We start from the raw sequence: 17689 nt of genomic DNA on the forward strand, positions 1-17689 counted from the left end.
AATGGGACATAAACAATTGATAATAAATCCAGGTTCAACATCAACAAAGATAGGTGTATATGATGATGAAAATCCTATATTAGTTGAAACTTTAAGACATTCAGCAGAAGAAATAGGTAAATACAAAGAAATATATGACCAATTAGAATTTAGAAAAGAAGTAATATTACAAGTACTAAAAGAAAAAGGCTTCGATATAAAAGAATTATCAGGAGTAGTAGGTAGAGGTGGACTCTTAAAACCTATCGAAGGTGGAACTTATAGTGTAAATGATGCTATGATTAAGGATTTAAAACAAGGAGTTTTAGGACAACATGCCTCTAACCTAGGTGGAATAATAGCCCATGAAATAGCAACAGAAATAAATGTACCATCTTTTATAGTAGATCCAGTTGTGGTTGATGAGTTAGAAGATGTGGCTAGAATATCTGGTATGCCAGAAATTGATAGAAAGAGTATATTCCATGCCTTAAATCAAAAGGCTGTAGCAAAGAGATATGCTAAAGAAACAAATACTTCTTACGAGGAGCTAAACCTTATAGTAGCTCATATGGGTGGAGGAATATCAGTAGGAGCTCATAAACAAGGAAGAGTTGTAGATGTAAACAATGCACTAGATGGAGAAGGACCATTCTCACCTGAAAGAAGTGGAGGACTTCCAGTAGGAGATTTAGTTAAACTTTGCTTTAGTGGAAAATACACCATGGATGAAATAAAGAAAAAGATAAATGGTAAAGGTGGAATAGTAGGTTATCTACAAACTAATGATGCTAAACTTGTGGGAGACAGAGTAGCAGAAGGAGATAAGGAAGCTAAATTAATATTTGATGCTATGGCATATCAAGTAGCTAAAGAGATAGGAAGATGTGCTACAGTATTACAAGGAAAAGTTGATGCAATATTACTAACTGGTGGAATTGCATACGGAAAATATATAGTAGAATACATTAAAGAAAGAGTAGAATTTATATCACAAGTAGTTGTTTATCCAGGTGAAGATGAATTACTTGCCTTAGCAGAAGGTGGACTAAGAGTATTAACAGGTCAAGAAGCTGCTAAGGAATATAAATAGGGTGAAGATATGAGTAGAATAAGGGTTTTTACAGGTCACTTTGGAAGTGGAAAGACAGAAATAGCAATAAATTATGCAATTAAGTTAGCTAAAGAAGGGAAAAAAGTAGCCCTTGTAGATTTAGATATAGTAAATCCATATTTTTGTATTAGAGATCTTACACAGGAACTTAAGGAAAAATATAATATAAAGGTTATTTCTTCAAATCCTGAGTATGTTAATGCTGAACTTATGGTGGTACCAGCAGAAGTTAGAAGTGTATTTAACGATAAAAGTTATGAGGTAATTTTTGATATTGGAGGAGATGATTCAGGAGCAATAGCTCTTGGTCAATATAACAAACATTTTAAAGAAGAACCTTATGATATGTACTTTGTGATAAATGGTAATAGACCATTTACATCTAATGACAAAGATACTATAGAGTTTCTTAGAGATATAGAAAGAGCTTCAAGATTAAAAGTAACTCATCTAGTATCTAATACAAACTTATCATATGAAACTACAAAGGAACATATAATTAAAGGGGATATGGAAATAGCAGAGATTTCTAAAGAATTAGATATTCCTCATGCATATACTGTGTGTTCTGAAGAACTTGTAGATGAAGTGGAAGGTAAAGTTTCAGGAAAGATATTTCCAATTCACATATATATGTTGCCACCATGGAGAAAAGATTCAATTTAGCACTAATTATCAAGTGCTAAGTTGACATCTTGTACTAAAAAGTGATAAATTATATATATGTAAACGTATTTATTCTATTATCCTTAGGTATATGGGACAATAAAATGTAAACGTATTACAGCTTAAATGTAGGTCTTAAACAATATATAGTAAATAAAACATTCTAAACTTTCTATATAAGGAGGTAAGTATTATGGCAAAGGTAACTTTTAGGGAAGAAAGATGTAAGGGATGTGGACAATGTATAATTGCATGTCCAAAACAAATCATAACTTATTCTGAGGAACTAAATGTAAAAGGATATCATCCAGCTACAGTTACAGAAGAAAATATGCCTAAGTGCATTGGTTGTGCATCATGTGGAAAAATGTGTCCAGATCTTGTAATTACAGTGGAGAAATAATAGGGGGGAAAGATTCATGTCAGAAAAAGTTTTAATGAAGGGTAATGAAGCCATAGGTGAAGCAGCTATCCAAGCTGGTTGTCAATGTTTCTTCGGATACCCTATAACACCACAAACAGAAATATCAGCATATCTTTCAAGAAAAATGCCTAAAATAGGTAGAGTTTTTCTACAAGCTGAAAGTGAAATAGCTGCAATAAATATGGTATATGGAGCAGCAGGAACTGGAGTAAGATGTATGACATCTTCAAGTTCACCTGGAATAAGCTTAAAAGCAGAAGGAATATCTTATATAGCAGGTGCAGAACTTCCTTGTGTTATCATTAATATAGTTAGAGGTGGTCCAGGCCTTGGTGGAATTCAACCAGCTCAATCAGACTACTTCCAAGCTACTAAAGGTGGTTCTCATGGAGATTTCAATATGCCAGTATATGCACCATGTTCAATTCAAGAAATGGTAGATTTAGTACAAGATGCTTTCGATGTAGCTGATATGTACAGAACTCCAGTTATGGTTATGGGAGATGGAATGCTTGGACAAATGATGGAGCCAGTAGAGTTTAAAGAAAGAAGTGAAAAAAACCTTCCAGAAAAAACTTGGGCTGCTAATGGATTAAACGGAAGAGCTAACCATAATGTAATAAACTCCTTATACTTAAAACCTGAAGGCCTTGAAGCTCATAACCTGAAATTACAAGCAAAATATAAAGCTATAAAAGAAAATGAAACTAAATATGAATTATACAATTGTGAAAATGAAGTAGATTTAATAATGGTTGCATACGGAACAACTTCAAGAATATGCAAGACTGTTATAAAATTAGCTGAAAAAGAAGGAATAAAATTAGGTTTAATAAGACCAATAACATTATGGCCTTTCCCAGTAGAAGCTTTTGAAAAAACTGTGGACAAAACTAAACATGGTTATGCATCAATAGAGCTTAGCTGTGGTCAAATGGTAGAAGATGTTAGACTTTCTGTTGAAGGAAGAAAACCAGTATTCTTCTTTGGAAGATCAGGTGGAATGGTTCCAAGCCCTAATGAAGTCCTTGAAAATGTTAAAAAATTCATAGGAGGTGCTAAATAATGGCAATAGTATTTCAACCAACAAAAGCATTATTAGACGTGCCTACCCATTACTGCCCAGGATGTACCCATGGAATAATCCACAGACTAGTAGGGGAAGTACTTGAAGAATTAAATGTTATAGATAAAACAATAGGTGTAGCTCCAGTTGGATGTTCAGTTCTGGCATATGACTACTTTGCATGTGATATGTTTGAAGCTGCACATGGAAGAGCACCAGCAGTAGCTACAGGAATAAAAAGATCTAATCCTGATAAAGTTGTATTCACATATCAAGGAGATGGAGACTTAGCAGCTATAGGAACAGCAGAAATCGTACATGCAGCTACAAGAGGAGAGAACATAGTTACAATCTTCGTAAATAACTGTATTTATGGTATGACAGGAGGACAAATGGCTCCAACAACATTACCAGGACAAGTTACAGAAACTTCTCCATATGGAAGAGATGTTAAACTTCAAGGTCATCCAATAAGAGTTTCTGAAATGATATCTACATTAGATGGTGCTTGCTATGTAGAAAGAGTATCAGTAGATAATGTACCACATGTAAATAAAGCTAAAGCTGCTATTAAGAAAGCTTTCCAAAATGCCATTGCTGGAAAAGGTTTCTCAATGGTTGAGGTTCTATCAATATGCCCAACTAACTGGGGATTATCAACACAAGAGTCACTTGGATGGTTAAGAGATAACATGATGCCATTCTACACTCTAGGTGTTAAAAAAGATACAACAACTGAGGAGGGGAAATAATATGGCATCACAAGAAATAATATTTGCTGGATTTGGTGGACAAGGAATATTATCAATGGGTAAATTCTTAGCTTATGCTGGAATGGATGTTAATATGAATGTTTCATGGTTACCTTCTTATGGACCAGAAATGCGTGGAGGTACTGCAAACTGTTCTGTTATTGTTTCAGATGAAGCTGTTGGTTCTCCAATAGTAACTAACCCTACATCACTAGTTGTTATGAATAGACCTTCCCTTGATAAGTTTGAAAAAGAAATTTTACCAGGTGGACTATTAATATTAGATAGTGACTTAATTGAGAGACCAGTTGAAAGAGAAGATATTGAAGTTATAAAAATACCAGCTCAAACAGAAGCTGATAACCTTGGAAGTAAACAAATTGCAAACATGGTGCTTCTAGGAGCATTAGTTGCAAAAACACAAATAGTTTCTATGGAAACTTTACTTCAATCTCTAAGAGATCACGGAAAAGAAAAATTCTTTGAAATCAATAGAAAAGCTTTAGAAATTGGAGCATCATACGTAGTAAAATAAGCTTATTATCTAAAAGTGGCTTTCGCAAAATTAGCTAATCTAAAAGAAATGTTGAGCATGCCCATATATTATTAACGCTCAGCCGTTTCGGAATATTGATTTACTAAAGCATTTATTCAAGGTAAAATCTACAATACAACAACTCGTATACACTCAAACAGGTTGTATTGCTTACGATTTTACCATTCATAAATGCTAAGTAGTCAATGTTTTGGAGGTTCTTCTAACAAGTTAGAAGAACTAAGTTCGAATAACTAAATCAAAGATTTAGATTCTTACTTATGCAAATGGCATTCGCTAACAATAATATAAAAGGCAAGCTCAACATTTTTAAGATTAGTAATATATTTTGCGAAAGCCACTTTTTTATATATAACTAAGTAAGAGAATAAGGATAAAAGTAAAAAGTATAAAACTTATTGTTTAAGTTTTATACTTTTTATTTATGACAACAATTGTATAAAAATTGAAAAAAACTATTTACAAGCGTAACAATGTTATGTTACTATAATATTATGATAAAAGATGGTTGAATATATGGCTATTTACTATATTAAGGAGCTGTGTGTAATTATTTGATGTAACATTATTACGTGAAAATAAAATGGAGGTATAAATTATGGTGAGTAATGAACAGTTTGGAGATTTAAAAATATCAGGTTCAGGGAGTGCGGCAGGAGGAAGATATAGGATTGCATCTATCAGTGGAAGTGGAAAAATTGTTGGAGATGTAAACTGTGAAAAATTTAGTATTAGTGGTAGTGGAAAAGTTGAAGGTGCTGTTATAAGCAATGGTTTTAGTATTAGTGGATGCGGAAAGGTAAGTGGAGACTTAAACTGTGTTACTGGTAGTATCAGCGGAAGTGGTTCTGTTCTTGGTTCTATTCATGCAAAGAAATTTAACATCAGTGGAAGTGGTAAAATAGGAGGTAACTTTAAAGGTGAAGAGCTCACTGTGGCAGGATCAGGAAGAATTGAAGGAAGAATAAATGCAACAAATGTTAAGCTTTTAGGTGCAATTAGAGTAGGTCATGGTATTGAGGGAGAGATTATAAATATTAAAGGTGTACTAAAAACCCTAGGAATGGTAAATGGGGATGAAGTAAATATAGAGTTAAATGGTGGTTGTGAGGTTGAAGAAATTGGAGCAACTAAGGTAAGAGTTTTAAAGGAATACTCTACTATGAATGCTATAGGAAGATTTATTTGTAAATTATTTAGTAAGAACTTTGGATATTTAACTACTAGAACTATTGAAGCTGATGAAATTTATTTGGAAAACACCATAGCAGATGTGGTTCGTGGAGGAAAAATTACCATAGGAGAAGGGTGTAAGATTAAAAGAATAGAATATAGTGAGAGTCTTGAAAAACTAAATTCAGAATCTGTTATTGAAGAGGAAATGAAACTATAGATTTTAAAATATTTTAATTACTAAAGATAAAAAGTTAAATTAAAGCTAAAAACTAAACTAAAAAAGAGGAGGAAATAAAGTGGAAGAAGAGTTAATTTCTAAAAAAGAAATATTAGATATGACGGGAATATCTTACGGACAACTGTATAGATGGAAGAGAAAAGAACTTATTCCAGAGGAGTGGTTTATAAAAAAATCAAGTTATACAGGTCAAGAAACATTTTTCCCTAGAGAAAAGATAATAAATAGAATAAATAAAATTATAGATCTTAAGGATGATATGCCTTTAGATGATTTAGCAGTTATGTTTACTAACAAACCTAAGGTAGATGATGTAAGTGAAGAGTATCTTATAGAAAAGGAAATTATAAGAGAAGAAACCCTTCCTATATATAAGGATATATTTAGAGAAAAGGAAGAATATAATTTTAAAGATGTGTTACTCATGGATATTCTTCAAAGGGAATTTGACTTAGGAAAATTAACCATTAGTGAAATAGAAATTATACTAAAGCTTATTAATAAGGAATATAAAAATATAGAAGAAAAGGATGGAACACTATATATCATAAGAAGATTAGGAATTGGAATTTGTGTAGTAGCATACAGAGAAAAAATAATTGTGGATGATGGTAGTAAAATCATAGGAGAAATAAACATTAAAAATATTATAGAAAATCTTAAAATGAGATTAACGCTATAGTTAATAATTAATAGTATAAAAATGGGGTGTAAAAATGAATTACGACAATTGTAATGATTTAAAAATAAATGATGACTGGATATCAGAAGGTGGAAATTATAGAGATATAAAGATAAGCGGAGATGGAACTATAAAAGGGGATGTTAATTGTAGAACTATCAATGTTAGTGGAGATGCAGAATTAAAAGGAAATGTATACTGTGAAGACTTGTTTAAGGTAAGTGGAGATGTGGACATAAAAAATAACCTGCAATGTGGAACTTTAAGGGTTAGTGGAGATGTAGATATCCATGAAAACTTATATGTAAAAGACGAATTAAAGGTAAGTGGAGATGTAAATATTGATGGAAGAGTGGAGTGTGGAACTCTTAAAATAAGTGGGGATATAGAGGTAAAAAGTAATCTATATTGCAGTGGTCTATTTCATTTAAGCGGAGATGCGGATATGGGAGGAAACTTGAAAGCAGATAAAATAGAAGCTTCAGGAGATATAGAATGTGGAGGTAAAGTTACTGGGGGAGATATAGTCATATCTGGAGATATAACTATAAAGGATGGCATAGAAGGAGAAAAGATAATTATAAGTGGGGATATAAACAGTAATGGACTAATAAATGGTGATGAGATATACATTACCATGTCAGGAAACCATCATATTAAAGAAATAGGTGGAAGATTTGTAGCAGTAACAGAAAATATATCAAGGAATGGAATAATAGGTTCACTATTTTCAAGTTCATTTAAAAATAAAGGAAGCCTTCAATGTGAATGTATAGAAGGAGATGACATACTACTTAAAAATTCTAAGGTAGATATAGTAAGAGGCAAAAATGTTACTATAGGAAAAGGTTCAATAATTAACAAAGTTGAATACTCAGGGGAACTTATTATAGAAGATAATGGGATAGTTAAAGAATCTGTAAGGATATAAGCAATTAACAGTAAATGTACTTTACAATGAGGGGGAAATCATGGAGGATAAATTAAAAAATCATGGAGAAAATATAAGGTTATGGAATAAGAATTTTTTCTTGCTTTGGCAAGGACAGCTAGTATCTATGCTTGGGGACATATTATATATGATGGCATTAAACTTTTGGATACTAGATATTACTGGATCTACTGGACTTATGGGACTTTTAAGTGCTCTTACAATGCTACCAAGGATAGTTTTAGGACCTTTTGCAGGAGTCTTTGTAGATAAGTGGAATAGAAGGAATATCATAGTTATAACAGATTTTATAAGAGGTGTAGCTGTTACTTTTGTAGGTATTGCAGGTATATTTGGATTTATACAGGTATGGATGGTATTTGTAGTAGGGATAATTAGTGGATTATGTTCTGCTTTCTTTGGTCCAGCAGTAAGTTCTATAAAACCAGAATTAGTTCATGAGTCTAAGTTTGTGAAGGCTAATTCGGTTACAAGTCTTGCAACATCTGGTATGGATATGATAGGGAGTGCTGTTGGTGGAATTATATATATTACAATAGGTGCTCCATACATGTTTTTAGCTAATGGTGTATCTTATTTAATTTCAGCTTTTACAGAAATGTTTATAACTGAGCCTAAAAGAGAGAAAAAAGATGATAAAATTACTTTTGTAGATGACTTTAAAGAAGGATTTAAATTCCTTTGGAACTTTAAGACATTAAGAAACTTATTCTTACTTGCATCATTACTAAATCTGTTTGCTAATGCTGCATTTATATTAATACTCCCATATTTTCAAACTATGCCCTTTCTAGGTGAAGAAAGGTACGGATTTTTTATGGCAGTGATTCCTATGGGAATGTTAATAGGTAGTGGATTTTTATCTATAATTAATATAAAAAAGAATCAGAAATTTAAAATTTATAAATTTGGTGCATTGATATGTCTTGGAACATTACCTTTTGTATTTATAGTGGAAAATTTTTATGTAATGATACCTATAGCATTTATATCCTTTTTATGTAATGTAGTCTTTAATACTATATTTAATTCTGCAATAATGCTTGTAGTACCATCAGATAAGAGAGGAAAGATTGGAGCATTAATGAATACCATAAGTGGAGGGCTACAGCCAATAGGAGCTTTAGTTGGTGGAGTCTTAGGTGAAATTTTACCTATAAGAGTAGCTGTATTATCCCTTCTAGGAATATCATTTATATTCACTATAGCCTTGGTTTTTGTTAAAGGAAGTAAAGAATTAATGGAGTATGAAAGCAGTGATGGTACTGTAGAAGAGCTTATAGAGAAAACAAATAGTATTGTGTTAGAAAGTTAATATGAGATAGGAATAATATATAATAAAAGCAACACAGTTTTTGTGTTGCTTTTATTCGTATAGAATGTATAATGGTAAACTGTTATTGTTATGATACATAATTTGTATTATAATTAACCTGTATGTTGTAATGAGAATTTCACATAGTGATGTAAACTTAATAGAAAAATAAGATTATTGAAGATAAAAAATCATACTAAGAGGAGAAGATTTATATATGAGTAGAATGTTTGGAACTGATGGAGTAAGAGGAATTGCTAATAAGGAATTAACTGTAGACCTTGCATATAAACTTGGAAAAGCGGGAGCATTAGTTTTAACTCAGTGCACTAGCAAACCTAGAATAATCGTAGGAATGGATACAAGAATATCTGGAGATATGCTTGAATCAGCTTTAGTTGCAGGGATATTATCAGTAGGAGCAGAAGCTCTTTGTTTAGGAGTAGTTCCAACTCCAGCCGTTGCATATTTAACAAAGAAGTATAAGGCAGAAGCAGGGGTTGTAATATCTGCATCACATAATCCTGTTGAATATAATGGTATTAAGTTTTTTAATAAAGATGGATTTAAATTAAGTGATGAATTAGAAGATAAAATTCAAAAGTTAATAGAAAGTGATTTTGAAGGAATCAATATTCCTACAGGAGGAATGTTAGGTAGAAAATACATAGGAGAAGATGCTATAAATGACTATGTAGAATTTGCTAAATCTACAATTGATGGTGATTTAAGTGGTATGAAAATTGCCGTTGACTGTGCCAATGGTGCAGCTTATAAAACATCAGTAAAAGCGTTAAAAGAACTAGGAGCAGAAGTTTTTATCATTAATAGTGATCCAGATGGAATCAATATAAATAAGGATTGTGGATCAACTCATCCTGAGGATCTAATGAAATTTGTTGTTGAAAATAGATGTAACTTAGGATTAGCTTTTGATGGAGATGCAGATAGATGTCTCGCAATAGATGAAAAAGGAAATCTTGTAAATGGAGATTTCATGATGGTAATAGCAGCTAAACACCTTAAGTCTATAGGTAAATTAAACCATGATACAGTTGTTGTAACTGTTATGAGTAACCTTGGACTTCACATAGCTTTAAAAGAAGCTGGAATTAAAACTGTTAGTACTAAAGTTGGGGATAGATATGTATTAGAAGAGATGGCTAAAGAGGGCTATTCTATTGGAGGAGAGCAATCAGGTCACGTTATATTCTTAGATTTCAATACCACAGGAGATGGTTTAGTTTCAGGTCTTCAACTTGCAGAGACAGTAAAGAGTACTGGAAAGCCATTAAGTGAACTTGCAGCAACAATGAAGGAATTACCACAAGTATTAGTAAATGCTAAGGTGCCAAACAACATGAAGGACATCCATGAAAAAGATGAAGAAATCATGGCAGACATAAAAGCAATGGAAGATAAAATGGCAGGTTGCGGTAGAGTGTTAATAAGACCTTCAGGTACAGAACCGTTAGTAAGAGTAATGCTAGAAGGTGAAAATCAAGAAGAGATAGATAAAATGGCTCATGACCTAGCTAAAAAAATAGAAGAAAAAGCAAATAGATAAAATAAGACCCGTGAAATTTCACGGGTTTTTTACTTATAAAATTCAATTAGAGTTTTTTACTATAGTACACTTGCAGAATGACAAATATAACCATAAATATAATAAGGACAGTCCATAGAGTCCAGAATACAGCAAGGTTAAAAATTCCAGATATCATCAAACCGATATATGCAAGAATATTTATTATAATAGCAGCAGAGTACAAAGATTTTTGTGTGATCAATTGATTTCTTTCATCTTGTTCTTCTAATCTTTTTTCTTTTAATTTCTTTTCATCTTTTAAAAGTTTTTTTATCTTAATGATAAATATTAAACCTATTGTAATTAGTGAAGCACCGATTCCTGTATAAAATCCACTTAAAAAGTCAGGTAAATAATTATATTTTCCAACAGAGAATATAAAGCTAATAGCTAGAGTGGCTACTCCTAGAATAATCACAATGTAAAGTAAAGAAATTCTTTTCTTTAGTACTTTTTTGTAGTCCTTATCCGTTGTTGCATTAGATATAATGGCTTTTAATAACATAAATTTTCCTCCTCCAAATCAAAAATAAAGATATCTTCAATATTCATTTCAAAATATTGAGCAATTTTATGGGCCAACACCAATGAAGCTTTATACTTCCCGTTTTCTAAAGAGATAATTGTTTGTCTAGTAACATCTACAGCATCAGCAAGTTCACTTTGCGTAACACGTTTTTCTTTTCGAAGTTCTTGGATTTTATTTTTCAACTTATCACATCCTGTTCTATTAATATTATTTGTAATAAATATTAGAATTTAAATGTATAGTATGCTTTACAATTTAAGTATAGTATACTTTACATTGAATGTCGAGTTTACTATACATTTTTATATTATTTATTTTATATTTTAAATGTGAAAAACCTGGAAGACCGCATGGGGAGAACAACTAGTTAACTAGTTATATAGTTTTATAGGTAAATAGATTTATAGTTTCATAGTTAAATATTTATATATAAAAAATTTTAGCTATGTTTATATATAAATATTTGTATAATTCACATTGAAATTAAATAAATATTAATAATTGTGGAATTAATTTGAAATAAAATAATATTTAATTGAATAATATTATAATTAGGATATGTATATATATAGATGAATTTCATTTAATAGACACTATTAATAAATACCATTGACCAAAATGTATTAAATGAATATAATATAATGAGGTTAATTGGTTTTAGATTTTGGATAAATAATTATTAAAATTTGGTTTTAAAAATTAATTTTAATATTAAGTTCACAAACTTTATTATTCTTTATATCGTATATGTGGAGTATGAGTAGAGGAGAGTATATAAAATGTGGACATCCTAACTCTTTTAAAATACACTTTGAAAACCAGGTGTTGGGAAGGAGGTAATAGTCTAACCACGTAACTAAGCGCCAGGACTCTGAGGAGTTGACGAGGATGGGGAGTATCGAATCTTCGGCGGGTGCCCCACGGTATCGCACTACCGTTAACGATTGATAAAGACAGGAAGTGATTCCTGTTACAAAGCAATCTGGTGTAAAACCTTAACTAAATGTGGATAAGTTGATAAGTATTTTTAAAAAAATACTAAATCAAAGGTTTTTCTTGTTCATATAGAGTTAATCTAATTTGAAATAGAAGACATTTAGGAGGAAGATTTTTTTATGTGCGGAATAGTAGGTTATTTTGGAAAGAGAGAAGCAGCACCACTGCTTATTGAAGGATTAAGTAAACTGGAGTATAGAGGATATGACTCAGCTGGAGTATCTATACTAAATGAGAAGGGTATTGATCTTACAAAATGCAAAGGTAGACTTGCAAATTTAGAAGAAAAGTTAGAAGAAGATCCAATAAAAGGACATATAGGTATAGGACACACTAGATGGGCTACTCATGGTAAGCCATCAGATTTAAATTCACACCCTCATACTAATGGGGATGGAACTATATCTGTAGTTCACAATGGTATTATAGAAAACTATATGGAACTTAGAGAATGGCTTATGGAAAAAGGCTATGAGTTTAAGTCAGAAACAGATACTGAGGTTATTCCAAACCTTGTAGATTTCTACTATAAAGGGGATTTGCTAAAGGCAGTAATGGAAGTCACTAAAAAGCTAGAAGGAAGCTATGCTATAGGAGTTATAGCCGCTAATGAGCCTGATAAACTAGTAGCTGTAAGAAATGAAAGCCCATTAATAGTTGGTCTTGGAGAAGATGAAAACTTCATTGCTTCAGACATACCAGCTGTATTAAATCAAACAAGAAAAGTTTATCTTTTAGAAGATAAAGAATTTGTTGTTATGACTAAAGATGGAATAAAAATATATGACCAAAATGAAAAAGAAGTTAAGAAAGAAGTATTTAATGTAACTTGGGATGCTGATGCTGCTGAAAAAGGTGGATATGATCACTTCATGATGAAGGAAATCCATGAGCAACCAAAGGCTATAAGAGATACTATGGCTTCAAGGATTATTCCTGGTCAACCTATAAGAATCGATGATATAACTATTACAAAAGAACAAATAGAAAAATTAAACAAGGTATATATAGTAGCATGTGGAACTGCATACCATGCTGGATTAGTTGGAAAAAATATTATTGAAAAACTTGCTAGAATACAAGTTGAAGTAGATATAGCATCTGAGTTTAAATATAGAGATCCAATAATAGACGAAAACACTCTTATGATAGTTGTTAGCCAATCTGGAGAAACAGCAGACACTATGTCAGCTTTAAGACTTGCTAAGAAAAGGGGTGCTAGAGTAATAGCTGTTACTAATGTAGTTGGAAGTTCAGCTTCAAGAGAAGCCGATGATATACTATACACTTGGGCAGGCCCAGAAATAGCAGTTGCATCAACAAAGGCTTATGTAACTCAATTAATAGCTATGTACACAATTGCTCTATTCTTTGCAGAGCAAAAGGGTACAGTACCTCAAGATAAGATAGAAGCTATTAAAACAGAAATGTTAGCTCTTCCAGAAAAAGCAGAAGCAGCACTTAAGTGTGATGATGCAGTTAAGGCTCTAGCAGCTAAAACTTGCTGTGAAAATAACATGTTCTTCCTAGGAAGAGGCCTTGACCATGCTGTAGCAATGGAAGGATCTTTAAAATTAAAAGAGATATCTTATATTCATTCAGAAGCTTATGCTTCAGGAGAATTAAAACATGGTCCAATAGCTTTAATTGAAGAAGGAACAGTAGTAGTAACTATGGCAACTCAAGAAGACTTATTTGATAAGACTGTAAGTAATATGAAAGAAGTTATTGCAAGAGGAGCTAGAGTGTTTGCAGTGGCTCAAGAAGGTCACACAGATATAGAAAAATCTGTAGAATCAGCAATCTACATTCCAAAAGTAATGGACTTATTAGCTCCAGTTATAGCTATAATTCCAATGCAACTATTCTCTTACTACATGTCCATGGAAAAAGGTTGCGATGTAGATAAGCCAAGAAACCTTGCAAAATCAGTTACTGTAGAATAGATAGCTGAAACGTAATGTAAAAATATTTAATTTTAAGATAAATATTGATTATTTGTAATAAAATCGAATTAAAAATTTATAAAGTGGAAAAACAAATAAGACTAGACATTTTAAAATAAAAATGTCTAGTCTTTTTTTTATAACTTCTTACATTTTTTATTATTATACATATTGCTATCAGCGGTATCCAATATAGATTGCATTTTTGAAGTAATATGTTCATTAGTAAATACGGATTTTAATACCCTTGCAATTTTTCTAATAAGCATATCACCACTTAAATGCAAAAAGAGTTATTATTATATTTTAAAAATATAGTTAATAATAATATGAAAATTACACAATACTAAGAGTATAAGATTTATATTATATAATACTAACACAAAGATGAAGGAGAATTAATTTATGAAAATAGAAAAAATATCTGACAAAATAATGTACAATGATGAATCCTTAACTAAGAAAATAATTTACAAAGAAGATAAGATATTGAATTTTGTTTTAAATTTTAGACCAGGGCAAGGTGTGCCACCACATAATCATGAGCAAAGTGATTTACTTATTCATGTACTTTGCGGAGATGGCGAAATGACTGTAGATGAAAGTTTAAATAAAATAACACAAGGAGATGTAATTCATTGTAAAGGAGTAGAGGTGTTTAGTATAAAAAATACTGGCAATGATGATATGTCATTATTTGTAGTATTAGCTCCAAACCCATCAGCAGTATATTCAAAAGGAATATAAAAGGGGGGTGAATTAATATGACAAATAGGATTATTATAATCGGAAATGGAATAGCAGGAATTACTGCGGTGAAAGCCATAAGAGAAGTAGATAAAGAGTCAGAAGTATTTATATTTGGAGAAGAGAAATTTTACCCTTATAACAGAATAAAATTGTCTAAGAATCTATTTGATGAACTCTCTGAAGATAATACTCTTCTTCTAAAGAAATCTTGGTATGAAGAAAATAAGGTTAATATTTACGTAAGCAAAAAAGTGGCAAAGATTAATATTGAAAATAAAGAAGTAGTTTTATGTGATAAAAGTATACTTAAGTATGACAAACTTTTATTAGTAAATGGAGCAAGAAATAATAAACCTCCAGTTGAAGGCATAGAAAAACCAGGTGTCTTTAACTTAAGAACGTTACAGGATGCATGGGATATTAAAAGTAAAATAAAAAAAGGTGAAAGTGTTATAAACATTGGTGGAGGAATACAAGGGTTAGAAACTGCTTGGAATTTGAATCAGCATGGAATCAACGTTTCTATTGTTGAGATTCAATCTAGACTAATGCCAAATCAATTAGATGAAAAGGCATCTAAAATACTTCAGGATTCAGTAGAAAAGTTTGATATTAATATACACTTAAATACGAGAGTTAATAAAATAGCAGGAAATAATGAGGTTGAAGGTGTTGTAATAAGTTCAGATGAATTTATGCCTTGTAACAAAGTTATATATTCTGCTGGAATAAAGCCTAACATAGAAATGTTTGAAGATACGCCTATTAAGTGTGAAAAAGGAATTGTTATAAATGAGAAGATGGAAACTAATATAGCAGATATATATGCAGCAGGTGACGTTGCTGAACTTGATAACTTTGTTCCAGGACTGTGGAATATATCAATAGGCCAGGGTAAAGTTGCAGGATATAATATGATAGGAAAAGATAGTACTTATAAGCATATTGTTCCTGTTACTACTTTAAACGCTTTTAAATTATCCTTATTTTCTATGGGGTGTGTAGATGAAAATAATGCAACTAATGTTCTTGTAGAGGATAATGATGAAGGTCAATATATGAAGGTATATATACGAGATAGAAAAATAGTAGGGGCCATTGTAATTGGAGATACGAAACGATCACCAATATTAAAATCAGCCATAGAAAAAGAAATATCCTTAGAAGCTATTGATTTATCTAAAATTTCAGTAACAGAATTATTGGATAACATACAAAGTAAAAAATAAAGGAGAGAATAAATATGACAGAAATAAAATTTTGTGAAAATAATTTTACATATGGAACTGAAGATACCATGAAGAAATTACAAGAGAATTATCCTGACGTAGATGTAACCGTAGAATCATGCTTAGGATATTGTGGAGACTGTGCCACTAATCCATATGCACTTGTTAATGACGAAATGATTCTAGCGGATTCGGCAGATGAATTATATGAAAAAATTGAAGAGTTAATATAAAGTCCTTGGCTCATATTGATAACATATAAACACGCTCTATTTCAATAATTTATTTCCCTAACTTAATTATATCACTTAAAAAATGCAAAATATAGACTTAAAATTTCTAAATTTTGCTATTAAACTAAAGATAATAATTGTTTAGGGGATGGTGATTTGTACAAAGATTTATTAAAAAATAAAAACTTTACTTTGTTATCTATTGGAGGATTTATTTCTTCTATAGGAGATTATCTTTACAATATAGGTGTAACTGTATACATATATAGCTTAACAAAATCCGTTGGTGCGGTGGCACTTATGTGGCTTTCTAGGGGTGTTTTAAGAATTCCTATGCTTTATTTATCAGGACTCATAGCTGACTCTTATAATAAGAAAAGGGTTATTATGGTTACTAATCTAGTTAGTGTGATTTTTGCATTTCTCTTTATTTTTATTAATGAACAGATATTCTGGAATAATAAAAAGTGGCATTGAAGGATATAAGATATTTACAAGATATTCCAGTGCTAAAACTGTATTTATTATAATGAGCATGTTTGCAGTATTAGGAAGGTTTTATGAAACCTATAAAGTAGCAGTTTCTGATATTTTATTAAATCTAAATCCAGAAGGCATTATTTACTTTTCTTATGCTCTGGCTCTTGGAGGACTTTTAATTGCTACTCCACTATACAATTTAATTGGTATAGGTAACTCCTTTACAAGTATTGCAGTTATACTAATTATTCTATGCATCTTCAATCTAAAAAGGAGTTTTAATAGAGCTGTAGATGAAGTTTTAGATATTAGCGAGATATAAGTATATTCAATAATTACAGAAGCCTATATATTAATTTGCTAGTTAAATTAATATATAGGCTAGTTTTGCTTTATAACTAATCAAGTTGCCTGCTGCTCTTGTTATTGAACAATATGTAGATTATCAAGAGTAATTTTCCATAACACTGTCAAAATACAATGGTACTAACAAAATAAATTAATTCTTGACATCTCATTCAACATAGATTAATATGAAATTAACTTCACATGAAGTAAACTTCATATTACACTATGTTAGGAGCGATTCGTTTGAAAAATAGATTTACTGAGCTTTATTTATGCTCATTGGCAATTCTCATAATGGGTTTATTTGAAATAATTTTTAATTATACTAGAGCTAGTATTACAGAAGTATTTTATTCAGGTATTATAATGTTTTTCGTAGGGGTAGGGTTTTTAGTTTTAGCTATAACTTCCCACATTAAATATAATGCTAATAGAAAACAGTTGGAAAGAGAGATGTCAAAAGAATATGATGAAAGAGATGATTTAATAGAAGGAAAAGCTTCACACTTTACCATGAGAATTCTAATGATTGTGATTATACTTATGATGTTTCTTTCAAAATGGATTACAATTCCAACAAATGCTGCTTTATTTATAATTATAATATTTTGCATGATTACGAATATATTAGCTAAAAAATATTATAATTATTTTCTTTAATTAGGAGAAG

20 protein-coding genes are annotated in these 17689 nt (G+C 31.0%); 18 read left to right on the forward strand and 2 right to left on the reverse strand.

Annotation, left to right across the window (positions count from 1 at the left end):
• Position 1 precedes the first annotated feature (1 nt).
• From buk to glmM, 11 genes are all read left to right on the forward strand, one after another.
• Positions 2-1072 carry a butyrate kinase gene (gene buk, locus B3Z56_RS01845; RefSeq protein ID WP_346867645.1) on the forward strand — a complete coding sequence of 357 codons (1071 nt, stop codon included), beginning with the start codon at positions 2-4 and terminating at the stop codon, positions 1070-1072.
• A 9-nt stretch (positions 1073-1081) separates the two neighbouring features.
• A complete protein-coding gene (locus tag B3Z56_RS01850) occupies positions 1082-1759 on the forward strand; it encodes an ATP-binding protein (RefSeq protein ID WP_346847777.1) in 678 nt (225 codons plus the stop codon).
• A gap of 193 nt (positions 1760-1952) precedes the next feature.
• Complete coding sequence (locus B3Z56_RS01855; protein ID WP_035133400.1) at positions 1953-2162, forward strand: 4Fe-4S binding protein; 210 nt, start codon at positions 1953-1955, stop codon at positions 2160-2162.
• 16 nt (positions 2163-2178) lie between these two features.
• Positions 2179-3249: a 3-methyl-2-oxobutanoate dehydrogenase subunit VorB gene (locus B3Z56_RS01860; RefSeq protein WP_035133402.1), complete on the forward strand. Its 1071-nt coding sequence runs from the start codon at positions 2179-2181 to the stop codon at positions 3247-3249.
• Entirely contained in the window at positions 3249-4001 is a 753-nt protein-coding gene (locus B3Z56_RS01865) for a thiamine pyrophosphate-dependent enzyme (protein WP_035133404.1), read from the forward strand. The genes B3Z56_RS01860 and B3Z56_RS01865 overlap by 1 nt, the downstream gene beginning before the upstream one ends.
• A gap of 1 nt (position 4002) precedes the next feature.
• A complete protein-coding gene (locus B3Z56_RS01870; RefSeq protein WP_346847776.1) occupies positions 4003-4536 on the forward strand; it encodes a 2-oxoacid:acceptor oxidoreductase family protein in 534 nt (177 codons plus the stop codon).
• 619 nt (positions 4537-5155) lie between these two features.
• Complete coding sequence (locus B3Z56_RS01875) at positions 5156-5950, forward strand: polymer-forming cytoskeletal protein (RefSeq protein ID WP_346876694.1); 795 nt, start codon at positions 5156-5158, stop codon at positions 5948-5950.
• Between the two features lie 79 nt (positions 5951-6029).
• Positions 6030-6653 carry a DUF4004 family protein gene (locus B3Z56_RS01880; RefSeq protein ID WP_346847774.1) on the forward strand — a complete coding sequence of 208 codons (624 nt, stop codon included), beginning with the start codon at positions 6030-6032 and terminating at the stop codon, positions 6651-6653.
• 34 nt (positions 6654-6687) lie between these two features.
• Complete coding sequence (locus B3Z56_RS01885; RefSeq protein ID WP_346876693.1) at positions 6688-7584, forward strand: polymer-forming cytoskeletal protein; 897 nt, start codon at positions 6688-6690, stop codon at positions 7582-7584.
• 40 nt (positions 7585-7624) lie between these two features.
• Positions 7625-8920: an MFS transporter gene (locus B3Z56_RS01890; RefSeq protein ID WP_346878126.1), complete on the forward strand. Its 1296-nt coding sequence runs from the start codon at positions 7625-7627 to the stop codon at positions 8918-8920.
• A 217-nt stretch (positions 8921-9137) separates the two neighbouring features.
• A complete protein-coding gene (gene glmM, locus B3Z56_RS01895; protein ID WP_346847771.1) occupies positions 9138-10487 on the forward strand; it encodes a phosphoglucosamine mutase in 1350 nt (449 codons plus the stop codon).
• Between the two features lie 46 nt (positions 10488-10533).
• On the opposite strand, the gene B3Z56_RS01900 is transcribed toward glmM, so the two are convergent.
• Both B3Z56_RS01900 and B3Z56_RS01905 read right to left on the reverse strand, forming a co-directional pair.
• Positions 10534-11013: a hypothetical protein gene (locus tag B3Z56_RS01900; protein WP_346869291.1), complete on the reverse strand. Its 480-nt coding sequence runs from the start codon at positions 11011-11013 to the stop codon at positions 10534-10536.
• Entirely contained in the window at positions 11004-11219 is a 216-nt protein-coding gene (locus tag B3Z56_RS01905; protein ID WP_035133418.1) for a helix-turn-helix transcriptional regulator, read from the reverse strand. Before B3Z56_RS01905 ends, B3Z56_RS01900 begins: the two co-directional genes overlap by 10 nt.
• A 933-nt stretch (positions 11220-12152) precedes the next feature.
• Between B3Z56_RS01905 and glmS the strand changes: the two genes are divergently transcribed.
• The 7 genes from glmS (at position 12153) to B3Z56_RS01940 (ending at position 17679) form a co-directional block, all read left to right on the forward strand.
• Entirely contained in the window at positions 12153-13979 is a 1827-nt protein-coding gene (gene glmS / locus B3Z56_RS01910) for a glutamine--fructose-6-phosphate transaminase (isomerizing) (RefSeq protein WP_346876690.1), read from the forward strand.
• A 405-nt stretch (positions 13980-14384) separates the two neighbouring features.
• Positions 14385-14726: a cupin domain-containing protein gene (locus B3Z56_RS01915; RefSeq protein ID WP_346847767.1), complete on the forward strand. Its 342-nt coding sequence runs from the start codon at positions 14385-14387 to the stop codon at positions 14724-14726.
• Between the two features lie 17 nt (positions 14727-14743).
• Positions 14744-15958 carry an NAD(P)/FAD-dependent oxidoreductase gene (locus B3Z56_RS01920; RefSeq protein ID WP_346876689.1) on the forward strand — a complete coding sequence of 405 codons (1215 nt, stop codon included), beginning with the start codon at positions 14744-14746 and terminating at the stop codon, positions 15956-15958.
• 14 nt (positions 15959-15972) lie between these two features.
• Positions 15973-16191, forward strand: a complete 219-nt coding sequence (locus tag B3Z56_RS01925; protein ID WP_150845930.1) for a DUF1450 domain-containing protein — start codon at positions 15973-15975, stop codon at positions 16189-16191.
• A 156-nt stretch (positions 16192-16347) separates the two neighbouring features.
• Positions 16348-16668 (forward strand): hypothetical protein, encoded by a 321-nt coding sequence (locus B3Z56_RS01930; protein ID WP_346878127.1) that lies wholly within the window; start codon positions 16348-16350, stop codon positions 16666-16668.
• On the forward strand, positions 16631-16993 hold the full coding sequence (locus B3Z56_RS01935; protein WP_346878128.1) for a hypothetical protein: 363 nt from the start codon (positions 16631-16633) through the stop codon (positions 16991-16993). Before B3Z56_RS01930 ends, B3Z56_RS01935 begins: the two co-directional genes overlap by 38 nt.
• Positions 16994-17262: 269 nt before the next feature.
• Positions 17263-17679: a hypothetical protein gene (locus B3Z56_RS01940; RefSeq protein ID WP_346876687.1), complete on the forward strand. Its 417-nt coding sequence runs from the start codon at positions 17263-17265 to the stop codon at positions 17677-17679.
• Positions 17680-17689 lie beyond the last annotated feature (10 nt).

This window comes from Clostridium sp. UBA7791 (assembly GCF_002480755.1).
Lineage (GTDB): Bacteria > Bacillota > Clostridia > Clostridiales > Clostridiaceae > Clostridium_J > Clostridium_J sulfidigenes.